Annotated in this window: 22 protein-coding genes; 8 read left to right on the forward strand and 14 right to left on the reverse strand. The window is 62.0% G+C overall.

Going from position 1 to position 16,591, the window contains the following annotated elements; genetic code table 11:
* Window position 1 precedes the first annotated feature (1 nt).
* From HU759_RS26980 to nrdR, 12 genes are all read right to left on the reverse strand, one after another.
* Complete coding sequence (locus HU759_RS26980; RefSeq protein ID WP_138451025.1) at window positions 2-367, reverse strand: hypothetical protein; 366 nt, start codon at window positions 365-367, stop codon at window positions 2-4.
* Window positions 368-495: 128 nt separating this feature from the next.
* The gene (locus HU759_RS26985; RefSeq protein WP_138451027.1) at window positions 496-1,296 is read right to left on the reverse strand and encodes a cobalamin-binding protein; all 801 of its coding nucleotides are present in this window, start codon (window positions 1,294-1,296) and stop codon (window positions 496-498) included.
* The gene (locus tag HU759_RS26990) at window positions 1,293-1,712 is read right to left on the reverse strand and encodes a nuclear FMR1 interacting 1 family protein (protein WP_064454324.1); all 420 of its coding nucleotides are present in this window, start codon (window positions 1,710-1,712) and stop codon (window positions 1,293-1,295) included. The genes HU759_RS26985 and HU759_RS26990 overlap by 4 nt, the downstream gene beginning before the upstream one ends.
* Window positions 1,709-2,326, reverse strand: a complete 618-nt coding sequence (ribA, locus tag HU759_RS26995; protein ID WP_017135999.1) for a GTP cyclohydrolase II — start codon at window positions 2,324-2,326, stop codon at window positions 1,709-1,711. The genes HU759_RS26990 and ribA overlap by 4 nt, the downstream gene beginning before the upstream one ends.
* 129 nt (window positions 2,327-2,455) lie before the next feature.
* Complete coding sequence (locus tag HU759_RS27000) at window positions 2,456-3,181, reverse strand: transporter substrate-binding domain-containing protein (RefSeq protein ID WP_186617120.1); 726 nt, start codon at window positions 3,179-3,181, stop codon at window positions 2,456-2,458.
* Window positions 3,182-3,236: 55 nt separating this feature from the next.
* On the reverse strand, window positions 3,237-4,202 hold the full coding sequence (gene thiL, locus HU759_RS27005; protein ID WP_186617122.1) for a thiamine-phosphate kinase: 966 nt from the start codon (window positions 4,200-4,202) through the stop codon (window positions 3,237-3,239).
* 16 nt (window positions 4,203-4,218) lie between these two features.
* Window positions 4,219-4,719, reverse strand: a complete 501-nt coding sequence (gene nusB / locus HU759_RS27010; protein ID WP_017135996.1) for a transcription antitermination factor NusB — start codon at window positions 4,717-4,719, stop codon at window positions 4,219-4,221.
* Window positions 4,716-5,192: a 6,7-dimethyl-8-ribityllumazine synthase gene (ribE, locus tag HU759_RS27015; protein WP_003176356.1), complete on the reverse strand. Its 477-nt coding sequence runs from the start codon at window positions 5,190-5,192 to the stop codon at window positions 4,716-4,718. Before ribE ends, nusB begins: the two co-directional genes overlap by 4 nt.
* An 88-nt stretch (window positions 5,193-5,280) precedes the next feature.
* Complete coding sequence (ribBA, locus tag HU759_RS27020) at window positions 5,281-6,372, reverse strand: bifunctional 3,4-dihydroxy-2-butanone-4-phosphate synthase/GTP cyclohydrolase II (RefSeq protein ID WP_017135995.1); 1,092 nt, start codon at window positions 6,370-6,372, stop codon at window positions 5,281-5,283.
* A 15-nt stretch (window positions 6,373-6,387) separates the two neighbouring features.
* Window positions 6,388-7,050 (reverse strand): riboflavin synthase, encoded by a 663-nt coding sequence (locus tag HU759_RS27025; RefSeq protein ID WP_017135994.1) that lies wholly within the window; start codon window positions 7,048-7,050, stop codon window positions 6,388-6,390.
* Window positions 7,051-7,097: 47 nt separating this feature from the next.
* The gene (gene ribD, locus HU759_RS27030; protein ID WP_017135993.1) at window positions 7,098-8,234 is read right to left on the reverse strand and encodes a bifunctional diaminohydroxyphosphoribosylaminopyrimidine deaminase/5-amino-6-(5-phosphoribosylamino)uracil reductase RibD; all 1,137 of its coding nucleotides are present in this window, start codon (window positions 8,232-8,234) and stop codon (window positions 7,098-7,100) included.
* Window positions 8,231-8,701 carry a transcriptional regulator NrdR gene (gene nrdR, locus HU759_RS27035; RefSeq protein ID WP_015886108.1) on the reverse strand — a complete coding sequence of 157 codons (471 nt, stop codon included), beginning with the start codon at window positions 8,699-8,701 and terminating at the stop codon, window positions 8,231-8,233. The genes ribD and nrdR overlap by 4 nt, the downstream gene beginning before the upstream one ends.
* A 140-nt stretch (window positions 8,702-8,841) precedes the next feature.
* On the opposite strand from nrdR, the gene HU759_RS27040 reads away from it, so the two are divergent.
* The 3 genes from HU759_RS27040 (at window position 8,842) to trxA (ending at window position 10,955) form a co-directional block, all read left to right on the forward strand.
* The gene (locus HU759_RS27040) at window positions 8,842-9,297 is read left to right on the forward strand and encodes a YbaY family lipoprotein (RefSeq protein WP_056861914.1); all 456 of its coding nucleotides are present in this window, start codon (window positions 8,842-8,844) and stop codon (window positions 9,295-9,297) included.
* Window positions 9,294-9,950 carry a 50S ribosomal protein L11 methyltransferase gene (locus HU759_RS27045; RefSeq protein WP_017135990.1) on the forward strand — a complete coding sequence of 219 codons (657 nt, stop codon included), beginning with the start codon at window positions 9,294-9,296 and terminating at the stop codon, window positions 9,948-9,950. Before HU759_RS27040 ends, HU759_RS27045 begins: the two co-directional genes overlap by 4 nt.
* 132 nt (window positions 9,951-10,082) lie before the next feature.
* Window positions 10,083-10,955 carry a thioredoxin gene (trxA, locus tag HU759_RS27050; protein ID WP_170038030.1) on the forward strand — a complete coding sequence of 291 codons (873 nt, stop codon included), beginning with the start codon at window positions 10,083-10,085 and terminating at the stop codon, window positions 10,953-10,955.
* Here the strand turns inward: trxA and HU759_RS27055 are convergent.
* Window positions 10,952-11,293, reverse strand: coding sequence for a hypothetical protein (locus HU759_RS27055; protein WP_170038028.1), 342 nt, complete (start codon window positions 11,291-11,293; stop codon window positions 10,952-10,954). The two genes, trxA and HU759_RS27055, sit on opposite strands and share 4 nt — an antisense overlap.
* Before the next feature lie 131 nt (window positions 11,294-11,424).
* On the opposite strand from HU759_RS27055, the gene HU759_RS27060 reads away from it, so the two are divergent.
* From HU759_RS27060 to HU759_RS27080, 5 genes are all read left to right on the forward strand, one after another.
* Window positions 11,425-12,036 carry a DUF2796 domain-containing protein gene (locus HU759_RS27060; RefSeq protein WP_170038026.1) on the forward strand — a complete coding sequence of 204 codons (612 nt, stop codon included), beginning with the start codon at window positions 11,425-11,427 and terminating at the stop codon, window positions 12,034-12,036.
* Window positions 12,037-12,185: 149 nt separating this feature from the next.
* Window positions 12,186-12,896, forward strand: coding sequence for an ABC transporter ATP-binding protein (locus HU759_RS27065; protein ID WP_017135986.1), 711 nt, complete (start codon window positions 12,186-12,188; stop codon window positions 12,894-12,896).
* 1 nt (window position 12,897) lies between these two features.
* Window positions 12,898-14,163 (forward strand): ABC transporter permease, encoded by a 1,266-nt coding sequence (locus HU759_RS27070; protein ID WP_017135985.1) that lies wholly within the window; start codon window positions 12,898-12,900, stop codon window positions 14,161-14,163.
* 11 nt (window positions 14,164-14,174) lie between these two features.
* The gene (locus HU759_RS27075; protein WP_017135984.1) at window positions 14,175-14,696 is read left to right on the forward strand and encodes a DUF3299 domain-containing protein; all 522 of its coding nucleotides are present in this window, start codon (window positions 14,175-14,177) and stop codon (window positions 14,694-14,696) included.
* 95 nt (window positions 14,697-14,791) lie between these two features.
* Complete coding sequence (locus HU759_RS27080) at window positions 14,792-15,490, forward strand: OmpW family outer membrane protein (protein ID WP_017135983.1); 699 nt, start codon at window positions 14,792-14,794, stop codon at window positions 15,488-15,490.
* Between the two features lie 157 nt (window positions 15,491-15,647).
* Here the strand turns inward: HU759_RS27080 and HU759_RS27085 are convergent, their stop codons facing one another.
* Window positions 15,648-16,532 (reverse strand): sugar nucleotide-binding protein, encoded by an 885-nt coding sequence (locus tag HU759_RS27085; protein WP_017135982.1) that lies wholly within the window; start codon window positions 16,530-16,532, stop codon window positions 15,648-15,650.
* Window positions 16,533-16,591: the final 59 nt, after the last annotated feature.

Below are 16,591 nucleotides of genomic sequence, written 5' to 3' on the forward strand. Positions count from 1 at the left end.
GTCAGTACTGCCTCTTGATCCGCTCGTTAGACGTCAGGCTGCCTGCTGCCACCTGCTTGCTGCACGTTGAGTAGCCCCAGGCATTTGCCCAACCCTGGGAGGTGAACGAGACGAAATAATCGGCTCTTTTACCATCGCGCTCCAACGCGTAATCAAAGCACTGGGAGGTGCCGCCACGGATCGAGGTGATTTTCGCAGGCTTCTGGATAGTGAGGAGGTCTTGCTGGGTGCTGTCCACCGTTGCGGTCCTGTCCACCACTGGGTGATTACCAAATGTCCTCAGTTCGGAAATTCTTTGGGAAATATCGCACCCGCTTATAAGCGCCAATGCGAAAGCGGCGCCGGCCATCGCCAATAGATAACGCATGATGTGTCCTTGATCAGCTCGAATGGGAGAGCCGCGAAACTAGCACTCCTAGGCGGGTAGATCGCCAGGCAAAATCCGATGGTTTTGACAGACTAATCGCACCGCAGCAGACGAAAACACAGCGACTCTCAGCGCTGGGCAGCCATTGCCTGACAGAGCTTCGCGATGGCCTCAACCATCTGCCCGCTGGGCCGCTCCAGCCCCTTGTCGGGCACGACCTGCAAACGACCTTCAGCCACCGCCGCGATCTGAGGCCAGGCCTTCCACTCGTCGAGTTGCGCCTGATCACCCGCCAGGATCAGCTGAGGGTTGCGCTGCAACACTGACTCGACGCTGACCTGCGGCGCGGGCAGCTTGAGGTCGGCAAACACGTTGCGTGCGCCACATACCTCCAAGGCATCACTGATGATCTGCCCGCCGCCCACGGTGTACAGCGGCTGGTTCCATACCTGATAAAACACACGTAACGGTTCGGCGCGCTGATAGCGTTGGCGCAGTTCGGCCAAGCGTTGGCGTAACTGCGCGGCCAGCGTGCGCCCCGCCGCTTCGCGGCCCAATTGTTGAGCGATGGCTTGTACCTGGGCCGTCAGCTGTTCAAGGCTATGGGGTTCAGCCACATAAACCGGGATATTCAGGCGCTGCAATTGCTCGCGCTGGGCCGGGCCAACACTGCCGGGCCAGAGCAGAATGAGGTCGGGCTTGAGGCTGAGCAAGCGCTCCATATTCAGTTGGCCGTATTGCCCAACCGACGGCACTTGGGCCAATGCCGCCGGGCGCTCGCCGCCGTCGAGCACGCCCACCAGCAGGTCGGCGGCGCCCAGTTCGACCACGATTTCGGAGAGAGACGGCGCCAGGCTGACGACGCGTTCAACCGCAATCGCCTGGGCACTGAATGCCAGCACCAGAAGCGACAGCCAAACACGCATCATCCCAGCTGACGCGGGATGCGATAGAGATAGAACAGCACCAGTGTCGACAGCGCCAGCAGGCACAGCGGCACCGCCTCCAGGCCGACAAACACCGCCAACGCACCGATCCAGGCTGGCAGGGCAGCCACCAGCAACGCCGTGCGCCGACGTGCCGCGAGGGTGATCCAGGCAGCCGGTTCTTCGGGCGTGTCGAGGGCTTTGGAAGTGGCAATCAGCGCGTGTTTATATCCATGAAAATAACGCAGGCTCAGAAACATCGAGGCCACGCCGGCAATAAAGAACGGCATGGCCAGTACGGGAAGCAGGGATTCGGCCTGACCAAACACCAGGTTGATGACAAACAACGGGAGCAATGCCAGGGCCAGGTACTGCCACCAGTTGAAGGACAGTCGCCGTTTTACCTGGCCACGGGTCACGCGCGGTCGACCTCGCCCTGATGCTCGTTGCCCATCATGTGGTCGAGCTTGCTGGCTTTGGTGGCCAGGTAGAGCTTGTTGTGCGGGTTTTGCCCGGTGTGCAGCGGCACGCGCTCGGCCACGGTGATGCCCATCTCGGTCAAGGCTTTGACTTTGCGCGGGTTGTTGGTCATCAGGCGCAGGGATTTGACGCCCAAATGCTCCAGCATCGGCAGGCAGATCGCGTAGTCGCGCTGGTCGGCGGCAAAACCCAGGCGCTCGTTGGCTTCGACGGTATCGGCGCCACCATCTTGCAGCTCGTAGGCGCGAATCTTGTTCATCAGGCCAATGCCACGGCCTTCCTGGCGCAAGTACAGCAGCACACCACGGCCTTCACGGGCAATGGCGCGCATCGCCGCTTCCAGTTGCGAGCCGCAGTCGCAGCGCTGGCTGAACAAGGCGTCGCCGGTCAGGCATTCGGAATGCACGCGGCCGAGCACCGGCGCGCCGTCGGCGATATCACCCAGGCTGAGCACGACGTGCTCGCGGCCAGTGGCCTCTTCGAGAAAGCCGTTCATGGTGAACGTGGCAAAAGGGGTAGGCAGCTTGGAAGCGGCGACGAAAACGACGGGCACCGTGTGCTCCTGATTTCAGATTTCACAGAGGGCGTCATTGTAACAGCAGGTTCCTACAGACGCTTAAGCTGAATTATCGCTGATAAAGATCAATAGGTTCGATTGGCCTTCGTCCTGGTTCTATGCAGGTCAGAACGGGTACGGTTGTTTCCAGTGCTCGAAAATCGCTTTCAACTCGCCGCTCTTCACCAACGTGGCCATGCGTTGCTCATAAACCCCCATCAATGCCCGCCCACGCTCGGTGTCGGCAAAGCCTATGTAGAGCGGCAGTTCGGCTATATGAGTGAGCTTGAATTGCGCCGGGTCATCCGACTGGCTGAGCACGTATTTGGCTTCAGTGAGGGCATCAATATAGAAGTCGGCGCGGCCGTGTTGCAGCATCGGCAGGATGCCACTCCGACGTTCTATCGGGTTGAAGCGGCGCACATTCGGCAGGTATTCCTCGTACTTGTAGCCGCGCACCCAGGCCAAACGATAATTGCCCAACGTGGCGACGCTCGGTGCAGGTGTGGCTGCCAGCCCTAGGGCGTAGATGTGGTCGGAGTCGAAATTCCAGTGCGGGTACAACACGCCACTGGCTTCGTCGCGATAGGAACCGACCCAGCCATCCACCTCGCCACGCTGGGCCAGGCCGACCGAACGGGTATAGGGCACGCTGCGGGTTTGCACGGTAATGCCCACCGGCTCGAAGATCTTTCGCAACACATCCCAGGCCAGGCCGCTGCCATCTTTGTTGGTGTAGTCGTTCCACTGCTCACTGGCCAGCATGATCTTGCCAGGGACAGGTGCTTCATCGGCGAGAATCTGGGTTGCGAGAGCGCACAACACTATCAGCAGCCAACGGCGCACACCCATGGTGACTACCTCCTGTACAGGGATAACCGTATAGAGGGTAGCGCAGGTCTGTCGCTTAAGGCGTGTCGCGAAAATGCTGATAGCCGCGCACGGCTGGCGTGATGTCTTGCCCGGCGGCGTCAATCAGCGTCACGCCTTGCCCCGCCGCGACCCGGCCGATCACGTGAATCGGCCAGCCGTCCGCCAACAGCGGCGCCAGCTCGGCCGGTGGCAGGGTGAACGCCAACACATAGTCGTCGCCCCCGCTCAACGCGGCCACACGGGCATCGTCATCGCCAACAAACGCCAGCAACGCCTGGGATAACGGCAGTTTCTTACGCTCAATGACCAGCCTGACAGCCGATGCCTTGGCGATATGCCCACAATCGGCCAGCAGGCCGTCGGAGATGTCCATCGCAGACGTGGCCTTACCCCGAAGCGCGAGGCCCAGCGCCAACTGCGGTTGCGGCGACCAGTAATGGGCGAGCAGCGGATCAGCGATAGCTGCGTCCGCCGTGCGTTGCCCCAATACCAGCGGCAAAGCGCCGGCAGCGTTACCCAGCTCACCACCCACACACAGCAAATCACCCGGCTGCGCACCGCTGCGAACCAGCGCCTGCCCGGCCGGCACACGGCCAAACACGGTCAGGGTCAGGCTCAGCGGCCCGCGCGTGGTATCGCCGCCCACCAACCCCACGCCGCAGCTTTGCGCCATGGCGTTCAAACCCTGGGCGTAGCGTTGCAGCCAATCGGCATCGACGGTGGGAGTGGTGAGTGCGAGGGTGAAGGCCAGAGGATGGGCGCCCATGGCGGCCAGGTCGCTGACTGCCACGGCCAACGAGCGCTGGCCGAGCAGGAACGGGTCACAGGGGTCGGCGAAGTGCACGCCAGCCACCAGCGTATCGGTGGAGATTGCCAACTGCTCCCCGGCAGGGAGCGCCAGCAGGGCGCAGTCGTCGCCGATCCCCAAGGCAATGCCTTCACCGCCCTGCGCACAAGGCGCGGCAGCGAAGTAATTGCGGATCAGCTCGAACTCACCCATTCAGGACTCAAGCGACTTAGCGCTTGTGTTCCTTCACTTCGGCTTCGCGCAGGCGCGGGGCCAGCTTGTCGAGCACGCCGTTGACGAACTTGTGGCCGTCGGTCGAACCGTAGACTTTCGCCAGCTCGATACCTTCGTTGATCACCACGCGGTAAGGCACGTCGACGCGCTTGAGCAACTCCCAGGTGGACAGGCGCATCACGCACAGTTCAACCGGGTCGAGTTCTTCAATGGTCAGGTCCAGGCATGGCGCCAGAGCCGTGTCGATCTCGGTCAGGTTGGCATGCACACCGTGCAGGATATCGTGGAAGTAGCTCTGGTCGGCAAACGTGAAGTCGTTGTCGACGCGAAACTGCGCTTCGATTTCGTTCAGCGAGGCACCGGCCATCAGGCGCTGGTACAGCGCCTGGGTCGCGAGTTGACGCGCCTTACGGCGCTTCTCGCTTTTGGATGGCTTGCCGGCATCGGCTGGACGCGGATCCTGTGGGTTGAACTGATCGCTCTCGTCGGAAATCACTTGGCCTCCAACTGCGACAGCAGGCTAACCATTTCCAGTGCGGACAAGGCAGCTTCTGCGCCCTTGTTACCGGCCTTGGTGCCGGAGCGCTCGATGGCTTGCTCGATGGAATCTACGGTCAGTACGCCGAAAGCGACTGGCACGCCGAACTCCATGGACACCTGGGCCAGGCCCTTGGTGCATTCGCCAGCCACGTATTCGAAGTGCGGAGTACCGCCCCGAATGACCGCGCCCAGGGCGATGATCGCCGCGTATTCACCCTGCTGTGCAACTTTTTGCGCAACCAGTGGAATTTCGAAGGCGCCAGGGGCGCGGATGATAGTGATGTCGCTCTCGCTCACACCGTGGCGAACCAGGGCATCCACGGCACCGCTTACCAGGCTTTCAACCACGAAGCTGTTGAAGCGGCCAACCACCAGGGCATAGCGGCCTTTGGGGGCGATGAAGGTACCTTCGATGGTCTTCAGGGTCATTCGACAAATCTCTTAAAGAGCCGGGACGCGAAAAGTGCGTCCCTCAGTGATGATTTAACCGCGAACAAGGGGCAGAAAACGCCAGCCTTTATTCGGAGGGCACGTATTCTACAACTTCCAGGTCGAATCCGGATATCGCATTAAATTTCATCGGTGCGCTCATCAGGCGCATTTTGCGCACACCGAGGTCACGCAGAATCTGCGAACCGGCACCGACGATGCTGTAGGTGGTCGGTGTTTTGACCTGGGTGTGCTCGGCGGTTTCACGAATATGCGCGAGCAATACGTCGCCATCCACCGGGTTGCCCAGCAGCAACACCACACCGCTGCCGGCCTCGGAAACCGCGGCCATGGCGGCACGCAGGCTCCAGCGGCCCGGCTGCTTGACCATCAGCAGGTCGCGCAGCGGGTCCATGTTATGCACGCGCACCAGGGTCGGTTCTTCAGCGCAAATGCTCCCCAAGGTGAGGGCCATGTGCACATCGCCTTCGACTGAATCACGGTAGGTCACCAGGTTGAACTGGCCCAGTTCGCTGTCCAGCGGCTGCTCGGCAATCCGCTGAACGGTACGTTCGTGGATCATGCGGTAGTGAATCAGGTCGGCAATGGTGCCGATCTTGATGCCGTGTTCGGCAGCAAACGCCTCGAGTTCGGCGCGACGGGCCATGGTGCCGTCGTCGTTCATGACTTCGCAGATCACGCCGCTTGGCTCGAAACCGGCCATGCGCGCCAGGTCACAGGCCGCCTCGGTGTGGCCGGCGCGAGCGAGGGTGCCGCCCGGTTGGGCCATCAGCGGGAAAATGTGGCCGGGGCTCACAATGTCTTCGGCCTTGGCGTCTTTGGCCGCAGCGGCTTGCACCGTGCGCGCACGGTCGGCGGCGGAAATGCCGGTGGTGACGCCGGTGGTCGCTTCAATCGATACGGTGAACTTGGTGCCGAAACCCGAGCCATTGCGCGGCGCCATCAACGGCAGCTTGAGCAGCTCGCAGCGCTCGCGGCTCATGGGCATGCAGATCAGCCCACGGGCGTGCTTGGCCATAAAGTTGATGTGCTCGGGCTTGCACGCCTCGGCGGCCATGATGATATCGCCTTCGTTCTCGCGATCTTCGTCATCCATCAGGATGACCATCTTGCCTTGGCGGATGTCTTCAACCAGTTCTTCGATGCTATTGAGCGCCACGCGGCACCCCCTTGGTCAGGATTTCAGGTAGCCGTTAGCGGCCAGAAAACTTTCAGTGATGTTCCCGGATGCTGGCTCTGCGGCCTTATCGCCCATCAGCAGGCGCTCCAGGTAACGGGCAAGCAAGTCGACTTCCAGGTTCACCCGGCGACCTGGCTGGTACGACGCCATGATGGTTTCGCTCAGGGTGTGCGGGATGATGGTCAGTTCGAATTCGGCGCCATTCACGGCGTTCACGGTCAGGCTGGTGCCGTCGACGGTGATCGAGCCTTTGTGGGCGATGTACTTGGCCAGTTCTTTCGGCGCACGAATGCGAAATTCCACGGCGCGCGCGTTTTCGCTGCGCGCAACCACTTCGCCGACGCCGTCAACGTGGCCGCTGACCAGGTGGCCGCCCAAACGGGTGGTCGGGGTCAGGGCTTTTTCCAGGTTTACCGGGCTGCCGGCTTTGAGGTCGTTCATCGCGGTGCAGTCCAGGGTTTCCCGGCTGACGTCGGCGGCAAAGCCGTTACCCGGCAACTCGATGACGGTCAGGCACACGCCGCTGACAGCGATGCTGTCGCCCAGCTTGACGTCGCCGAGGTCGAGCTTGCCGGTTTCAACCAGCAGGCGTACGTCGCCGCCCTTTGGGGTCATGGCGCGGATGCTGCCGATGGATTCGATAATGCCGGTGAACATGGCCTTCTCCTGGAAAACGGGACGGGCGCTGGAGCGCCCGGTCGGAATTATACGCTCGCTGGTGGTAGCGGGATGGCAGTGACTCGCCAGTCGTCGCCTACAGCGCGCATTTCAGTGATCTTGAGTTGGGGGGCGTCGGCCAGTTTCTCAAGCGGCCAGTCGAGCAAAGGCCGGGCGGCGGAGCCCAGGAACTTGCCGGCGACGAAAATCACGTATTCGTCGACCAGGCCTTGCTGGGCAAACGCGCCCGCCAGGCTTGGGCCGGCTTCCACCAGCACTTCGTTGACGCCACGGGCTGCCAGCGCCAGCAGCGCCGAACGCAGGTCGACCTGACCTTCAACGCCCGGCACCACCAGGCATTCCGGGCCACGCGGGAACTGGTTTTCCGGGGTGACGCAGGTGATGACCAGCGCCGGGCCGGCCTTGAAGAACGGAGCGTTGAGCGGCACCCGCAGGCGACCGTCGATCAACACGCGCAATGGCGGGCGCGACATGGCCAGAGCGGTGGTTTCTTCGTCCAGACCAAGCTCAGCGGCGCGCACAGTAAGGCGCGCACCGTCGGCCAGCACCGTATCGGCGCCGGTCAGCACTACACTGGCCTCGGCGCGCAGGCGCTGCACGGCGGCGCGGGCAGCCGGCCCGGTAATCCATTGGCTTTCGCCGCTGGCCATCGCGGTACGGCCGTCCAGGCTCATCGCCAGCTTGACCCGCACAAACGGCAGGCCGTGTTCCATACGCTTGAGGAAGCCGGGGTTCAGCGCGCGCGCTTGTTGTTCGAGTACGCCGCTGTGGGTTTCGATGCCGGCTTGAGCCAAGCGCTGCAGCCCGCGCCCGGCCACTTCCGGGTTCGGGTCCTGCATCCCGGCCACTACGCGTGCCACACCGGCGGTCACCAGCGCATCGGCGCAAGGCGGCGTGCGCCCATGGTGGCTGCACGGCTCGAGGGTCACGTACACCGTGGCGCCACGGGCCTTGTCGCCGGCGGCGCGCAGGGCGTTCGGCTCGGCATGGGGCTCGCCGGTGCGCTCATGCCAGCCTTCGCCGACAATCTGCCCATCCCGCACAATCACGCAGCCCACTCGTGGGTTGGGGTGGGTGGTGTACAGGCCTTTGCGCGCCAATTCGAGGGCGCGGGCCATGTAATGGGCATCGAGGACGGCTTGTTCGGCAGACGGTGGGTTCATTCTTTGGCAGGCTCACGGGCCAGGCGGTCGATCTCTTCGCGGAACTCATTGAGGTCCTGGAAGCGTCGATACACGGAGGCGAAACGGATATAGGCGACTTCGTCGAGCTTTTGCAGCTCGCCCATCACCAGTTCTCCAACCACCAGGCTCTTGACCTCGCGCTCGCCGGTGGCGCGCAGCTTGTGCTTGATATGCACCAGCGCCGCCTCCAGCCGCTCGACACTCACCGGGCGTTTTTCCAGGGCGCGCTGCATACCGGCGCGCAGTTTTTCTTCGTCGAAAGGCTGGCGGCTGCCGTCGGACTTGATCAGACGTGGCAACACCAGTTCGGCGGTTTCGAAGGTGGTGAAACGTTCACCGCAGCCAGAGGCCAGGCATTCGCGCCGGCGGCGTACTTGATCGCCCTCGGCGACCAGACGCGAGTCAATGACCTTGGTGTCGTTGGCACCGCAGAAGGGACAGTGCATGGTTGGCAGGCAACAAAAAATGGGAGGGCCATGGTAGCGCATCCCCGTGGCAAGACAAGCCATAGCCTTTACGGTATATAGGCTGACTATTATGTTTCATATTTTTTAAGCCACGGATTTTGTCCTTTCTGGAGCCGTACATGCAGTTACGACCACTTGTTTTACTCGCCCTGTTCAGTTTTCTGGTCGCCTGTAGCAGCGAAGCCCCAAAACCGTCGACACCACAACCCGCGCCTGCCCAAGAGAAAAAAGTCCCCGGCATTGAAGACCTCGGCCCCTTGCCGGCTTACCAGCGGGAAATCAACGGCACTCTGAATGGCGTGCCAGCCAATGCCGAAGTCGAACTGGCCCTGCTGGTAATCGATGAGCGCAACCGCCCGCAACAACTGCTCGCCAGCAGCGTACTCACCGGCAACGGCAAGCCCCTGGCCTTCCGCTTGCGTTTTAACCCAGAGGCTTTCCCAGCCGGTGCACGGGTTGAACTGCGCGGTCGCGCCAGCCAGTCCGGCCAGTTGATCCTGCACCTGCCTGCGGTGCGTATCACCCAGGCGATCACCCAGACCACCGGCCCTCTGCAACTCGTCCGGGCACCATGACGCCACCGCTGGGCCTGCAACGCGCCCTGAGCGAACTGATCGGCGACGCACAACTGGTGCCCTGCCCGCTGCCGGGCACCGAGCTGTCGTTGTGGCTGCTGGACGCAGGCAACATGGACCGTGCCTTCAGCCAGGAAGAGACCCGGCGCATCCTGCATGAACCGCCGTACTGGAGTTTTTGCTGGGCCAGCGGTTTGGCACTGGCGCGCTACCTGGCAGCGAATCCCGAGTGGGTGGCGGGCAAACGCGTGCTGGATTTTGGCGCAGGTTCCGGTGTGGCTGCGATTGCTGCGGTTAAAGCGGGCGCGCTGGAAGTGGTGGCCTGCGACCTCGACCCGCTGGCTTTGGCCGCTTGCCGGGCAAACGCCGAACTCAATGGTGTAGCGCTGAGTTATTCAGCCGACTTTTTTGCCGAGGCCGACCGCTTCGACCTGATCCTGGTGGCCGACGTGCTCTACGACCGTGCCAACCTGCCGCTGCTCGACCACTTCCTGACGCGTGGCCATGAAGCGCTGGTGGCCGACTCCCGGGTGCGCGACTTCCAGCACCCGGCGTATCAGCGCCTGGACATCCTCGATGCGCTGACGCTGCCGGACCTGGCCGAGCCTTGGGAGTTTCGCAAAGTGAGCCTGTACCATTCGCGGCGCGCTTGAGGCCATCGCGGGCAAGCCAGCTCCCACAGTTGAGCGCATTCTCCAGTAGGGGCTGGCTTGAACTCATCATGCTTTCAGCCAACCTCGCCAGCCCTTATAGTTGCCCCATTCCCGCTTTATTCGAGACGCCCCATGAGTGAGCCCACGCCGTACATCTTCGACGCCACCACTGCTACGTTCGACCAGGCAGTGATTCAGAACTCATTCGAAAAACCCGTGCTGGTGGATTTCTGGGCCGAGTGGTGCGCGCCGTGCAAGGCATTGATGCCGATGCTGGCGAAAATTGCCGAGAGTTATCAGGGCGAGTTGCTGCTGGCCAAGGTCGATTGCGAGGCCGAGCAGGACATCGTCGCGCGTTTTGGCATTCAAAGCCTGCCCACGGTGGTGCTGTTCAAGGACGGCCAGCCGGTGGATGGATTTGCCGGGGCGCAGCCGGAGTCGGCCGTGCGAGCGATGCTCGAGCCCCACGTGAAGATGCCGCCACCGAAGGCGGCTGACCCGCTGGAGCAGGCCCAGGCGTTGTTTGCCGAAGGCCGTATCAGCGATGCCGAAGCGGTGCTGGTGGCGCTGCTGGGCGAGGACAACACCAACGCCGCCGCGCTGATTCTGTATGCACGCTGCCTGGCCGAACGCGGCGAACTGAGCGAAGCCCAAACCGTGCTCGACGCGGTGAAAAGCGACGATCACAAAGCCGCCCTCGCCGGCGCCAAGGCGCAAATCACCTTCCTGCGCCAGGCCGCCGACCTGCCGGATGCCGCCGACTTGAAAAGCCGCCTGGCGCAAGACCCGCAGGACGATGAAGCAGCCTATCAACTGGCGATTCAGCAACTGGCGCGCCAGCAATACGACGCCGCGCTGGAAGGCCTGCTCAAGCTGTTTATCCGCAACCGCAGCTACAGCGAAGGCCTGCCGCACAAGACGTTGCTGCAGGTGTTCGAACTGCTGGGCAATGACCACCCGCTGGTCACGGTGTACCGTCGCAAGTTGTTCGCCGCGCTGTATTAATCGCCGATCCAGCTGTACAGCGGCGTATCCCCGCCGCTGGCCACTTTCACACTGGCACTGTGGCGCAGCCGTACCAGCAGGCGTTTGCCTGAGACTGCATCACCGGCCAAGCCTTCAAGCTGATCAAGCAACTCAAGCCCATTAAGTTGCCCGGCCTTGCGCAACAGATCCTGGGCGTTCTGCCACAAATCATCGTTGTGTTTGACCGGCGCAACAGCCGGCGCGCTCGGCGCCGGAGTTGCCTGCAAGTGCTCGCCCAGGCGCGCCCAATCGCCGTCATCGAGTTCCAGGGTCAAATCCACCGGCAAGTCACCGACGGTTCCACGAATTCGCAACATCGCTCTTACTCCCGCAGTTTTCCGACCCGCATGCTCCCACGCGACTTGCGCAACGCCAAGCGGGCGTTCAAACTGGCGCGAATATTGTTATAAGATCACATAACAAAACTTTCATCTTATGGAGCCTTCTCATGCGCCGTCTGCTGCTTGCCTTGCCGTTTGCCCTGCTGCCCCTGGCCATCGCCCACGCCTCCGATGAACACGATCATGAGCATGAACACGGCAGCCTCGGTGCCCACGAACATGGTGTCGGCCGCCTCAATGCGGTACTCGACGGCCAGGCGCTTGAGCTGGAATTCGACAGCCCGGCCATGAACCTTGTGGGCTTTGAACACAAGGCCACCACGCCTGCCGACAAAGCCAAGGTCGCCGCCGCACGCAAGCAGCTGGAAAACCCACAGGCGCTGTTCAAGCTGCCCAAATCTGCCGGTTGTGTGATCAGCACCCAGGAACTCAACAGCCCGTTGTTTGGCGATAAGCCTGAAGCCGACCATGATGAGGACGATGACGACCACGCCACCGACGGCAAAGGCACTGCCGCCCACGAACATCATCACGACCACAGCGAAATCCACGCGCACTACCAGTTCACCTGCGCCACGCCGACCGCGCTGAGCAACCTCGACCTGACCCAAGTGTTCAAGACCTTCCCTGCCACCCAGAAGATTCAGGTACAACTGATCGGCCCAAGCGGCCAGCAAGGTGTTGAAGCGACGGCCACGACCGCCACTCTTAAATTCTGATTTGAAACACGGTCAATGTGGGAGCTGGCTTGCCTGCGATAGCGGTATAACAGACACATCGATATTGAATGTGCCGCCGTCATCGCAGGCAAGCCAGCTCCCACATTGGATCGGCGCCACGCTCTACAACCAGGCGATATTGATTTCACATGACCCAAGCACTGATCGAACTGTCTGACCTGGGCTTCAACTGGCCCGGCCACCCGCAGTTGCTGGATATCCCCGCGTTCCGCCTGGAAGCGGGGGAAACCTTGTTTCTCAAAGGCCCGAGCGGCAGTGGCAAAACCACCTTGCTCGGGCTGTTGGGCGGTGTTCAGAAACCCAGCCGTGGCAGCATTCGCCTGCTCGGCCAGGAGCTGACCGAACTCTCGGCCGGTGCCCGCGACCGCTTCCGCGTCGATCACACCGGCTATATTTTTCAGCAATTCAACCTGTTGCCGTTTCTCTCAGTGCGCGAGAACGTCGAACTGCCGTGTCACTTTTCCAGGCTGCGTGCGCAGCGGGCGACTCAGCGACACGGCAGCGTCGACCAGGCCGCCGCGACCTTGCTGGCGCATTTGGGCTTGAAGGACAAAGACCTGCTGGAACGCCGTGCCGACTCGCTGTCCATCGGCCAGCAACAACGCGTGGCCGCCGCCCGTGCGTTGATCGGCCAACCGGAACTGGTGATCGCCGACGAACCCACCTCAGCCCTCGATTACGACGCCCGCGAAGCGTTCATTCAGCTGCTGTTCGCCGAATGCCGCGAAGCAGGCGCCAGTCTGTTATTCGTCAGCCATGACCAGAGCCTCGCGCCGCTGTTCGACCGCCACCTGTCGCTGGCCGAACTCAATCGCGCCGCCACGCCCGCAGAGGTTTGAGATGTATCTGTTCCGTCTAGCCATGGCCAGCCTGGCTAACCGCCGCTTTACCGCGATTCTCACTGCCTTCGCCATCGCCCTTTCGGTGTGCCTGTTGCTCGCCGTTGAACGCGTGCGTGTTGAGGCGCGCAACAGTTTCGCCAGCACCATCAGCGGCACTGACCTGATCGTTGGCGCCCGCTCCGGCTCGGTCAACTTGCTGCTGTATTCGGTGTTCCGCATCGGCAACGCCACCAATAACATCCGTTGGGACAGCTTCGAGCACTTCGCCGCCAGCCCGCAGGTGAAATGGGCGATCCCGATTTCCCTCGGCGACTCGCACCGTGGCTATCGCGTGATGGGCACCAACGCGTCCTACTTCGAGCATTACCAATATGGCCGCAAGCAGAACCTCGAACTGGCCAGCGGCCGTGCTTTCGCCACTGACCCATTCGAAGTGGTGCTCGGCGCCGAAGTGGCGGATGCGCTGCACTACAAGCTCGGCGACAAGCTGGTGCTGGCCCACGGTGTAGCAGTGGTTAGCCTGGTCAAACACGACGACAAACCGTTTACCGTGGTCGGCATTCTCAAGCGCACCGGCACGCCGGTGGACCGCACGCTGCACATCAGCCTCGGCGGTATGGAGGCGATCCATATCGACTGGCACAACGGCGTGCCGGCCCAGGGCAAAGGCCGTATCAGTGCCGACCAGGCACGCAATATGGACCTCACGCCGCAAGCGATCACTGCGTTTATGCTCGGCCTGAACAACAAGATTTCCACCTTCGCGCTGCAACGCGAGATCAATGAGTTCCGTGGCGAGCCGATGCTGGCGATCCTGCCGGGCGTGGCGCTGCAAGAGCTGTGGAGCATGATGGGCACCGCCGAAAAAGCGCTGTTCGTGATCTCGCTGTTCGTGGTGCTGACGGGCTTGATCGGTATGCTTACGGCAATCCTCACCAGCCTCAATGAACGCCGCCGCGAGATGGCGATTTTGCGCTCGGTGGGCGCACGCCCCTGGCACATTGCGACCCTGCTGATCTTCGAAGCCTTCGCGCTGGCTTTGTCGGGCGTCGTGGCGGGCGTGGGTCTGCTGTACGTGTGCATCGCCGCGTCGCGCGGGTATTTGCAGGCCAACTACGGCCTGGACCTGCCGATGTCGTGGCCGAGCGAATATGAATGGACCTTGCTCATCGGTATCCTGGCCGCCGCGCTGTTGATGGGCAGCGTGCCCGCGTGGCGCGCCTATCGGCAATCGTTGGCCGATGGCCTGTCCATACGTTTATGAGGAAGCTGTCGATGCATCGTGCCCTGTTTGCGCTGTTGCTGCTGGTGGTGGTGCCCGCCTGGGCCGACGAGCAGCCCAAGGACCTGTCGTGGCAGGAAATGATCCCGCCGGACGCGCCGCCGGAAGTCCCCAACATGAAACCGCTGCACGACCTGTCGAACATGGCCGATGCGCTTTCGGTCGAGGCCGCGCCTGCGGCCAAACAGGAACTGCCCAACGCGCCAGTGGTGCAGAGCCTGAACGGCAAGCACATCCGTTTGCCGGGCTATATCGTGCCGCTGGAAGTCAGCGAAGAAGGCCGCACCACCGAGTTTTTGCTGGTGCCGTATTTCGGCGCGTGCATCCACGTACCGCCGCCGCCGTCGAACCAGATCGTGCATGTAAAAAGCGAAGTCGGCGTGAAGCTTGATGAGCTGTATCAGCCGTATTGGATCGAAGGTGCGATGCAGGTCAAGCCGTCTTCCAGTGAGCTGGCCGACGCCGGTTACCAGATGGATGCCGAGAAGATTTACGTCTACGAACTGCAGGAGTAACGCTGATCGAGCTTTCATTGAGCTGAGTCAAAAGATCGGACGGAACGATCTTTACCATTGGACGTACAACTTTTAAACGTCCTTTTGGAGCTCCCATGAACAAGTCTCTGCTCGGCGCGTCCCTCTTCGCGCTCGCCCTCGCCGCCCCTGTCGCACACGCTCACGAAGCCGGCGATATTCTGATTCGCGCCGGTGCAATCACCGTGAACCCGAAAGCAGACAGCGGCCATGTGAAGGTTGACCAGGGGCCATTGGCCGGCACCAACCTGGGCGGCAAAGCGACCATGAGCAGCGACACCCAACTGGGCCTCAACTTCGCCTACATGATCACCAACCACATCGGTATCGAACTGCTGGCCGCCACGCCGTTCGAGCATGACGTGAAGATCAAGAACACCGCCCTGGGCGCCGCCAACGGCAAGCTCGGTACGCTCAAGCACCTGCCGCCGACCTTGAGCGTCGTGTACTACCCGCTGGACAACAAGTCCGCGTTCCAGCCGTATGTAGGCGCCGGTATCAACTACACCTGGATCTACGACGAGCACGTTGGCAGCCGCGCCGAACAAGCTGGCTTCAGCAACTTCAAGGCTGAAAACTCCTGGGGCTGGGCCGCGCAGATCGGCGCCGACTACATGATCAACGACAAGTGGATGATCAACGCCCAGGCGCGTTACATCGACATCAGCACCAAGGCGACTGTGGATAACAATGCGCTGGGCCAAGGCACACGCGCCAAGGTCAATGTGGATGTTGACCCGATGGTTTACATGGTGGGTATTGGTTACAAGTTCTAAACAACACGGCATAACCCAATGTGGGAGCTGGGCTTGTGTGGGAGTCGGGCTTGCCCGCGATACAGGCACCTCGGTGTATCAGTGATACCGGGGTGATGCTATCGCAGGCAAGCCAGCTCCCACACAAGCCCAGCTCCCACATTTTTTTGTGTTGCCTTCAGCTATGTCGGTAGAACCGATCCAGCAACGCCGGCAACCCCGCCCGCCACGCCCGTGGTTTGATGCCGAAGGTGTGGAGGATTTTCTTGCAGGCCAGCACCGCGTGCTGCGGCTCGTCCGCCGCATCCGGCCGGGCCGCGTGGGCCTGGGCGGTGGGAGATTCGATCGCCAGCGGATGGAAATTGCGCGCTTCAGTAAGGATCGCCTGCCCCAGCGCCAACGGCGTGGTCGCTTCGTGGCCAGCGTAATGATAGGTGCCCCACAGCGGCGCCGCACAATCAAGTTGCTTGAGCACCGAAATGATCACCCGCGCCGCATCGTCCACCGGCGTCGGGTTGCCGCGCCGGTCATCGGCCATCAGCAATTCATCCGGCTTTTCGGCACGTGCCAGGAAGCGCCCGAGGGTGCCATCGACACTGTCATCCAGCAGCCAGCCAAAGCGCAGCAGCACATGTTGCGGGCAGGTGGCGCGCACGCTCTGCTCGATCCGCCATAACGCCTGGCCGCGCAAGCCCAGGGGCACCGGTTCGTCTTTTTCGCTGTAGGCGGTGGCACGAGAGCCATCGAACACGCGGTAGCTGGACGGTTGCAGCAAGGTGATGTTGTGGTGCTGGCACAGTTCGGCCAGGCGTTCGATGGCGAACTCCTGCGCGGCCAAACGCGTTTCGCTGACCGCTTCGGCCTGGAACCAGTCGAAATAGTAGGCGAGGTTGATCAGCGCATCGGGACGGGTGTCGTCGAGCAATTGGGTGAGGCTCGCGGCATCCCAGCCGTCTTGGGGCGGTTTAGGTGCGAGGAAACCGATGTCTTCCTCTGCACCGAGGCGAATCAGCGCCTGCCCGAGGGCATTCCCGCCGCCCAGTAACATAAGGCGCATTCGCATAGATTGAGCAGGCCCGGTCTGTTTGGAACGATGGTTATTATCGGCAGGCGTGTGCGCCT

The organism is Pseudomonas sp. OE 28.3 (assembly GCF_014268205.2).
GTDB lineage: Bacteria > Pseudomonadota > Gammaproteobacteria > Pseudomonadales > Pseudomonadaceae > Aquipseudomonas > Aquipseudomonas edaphica.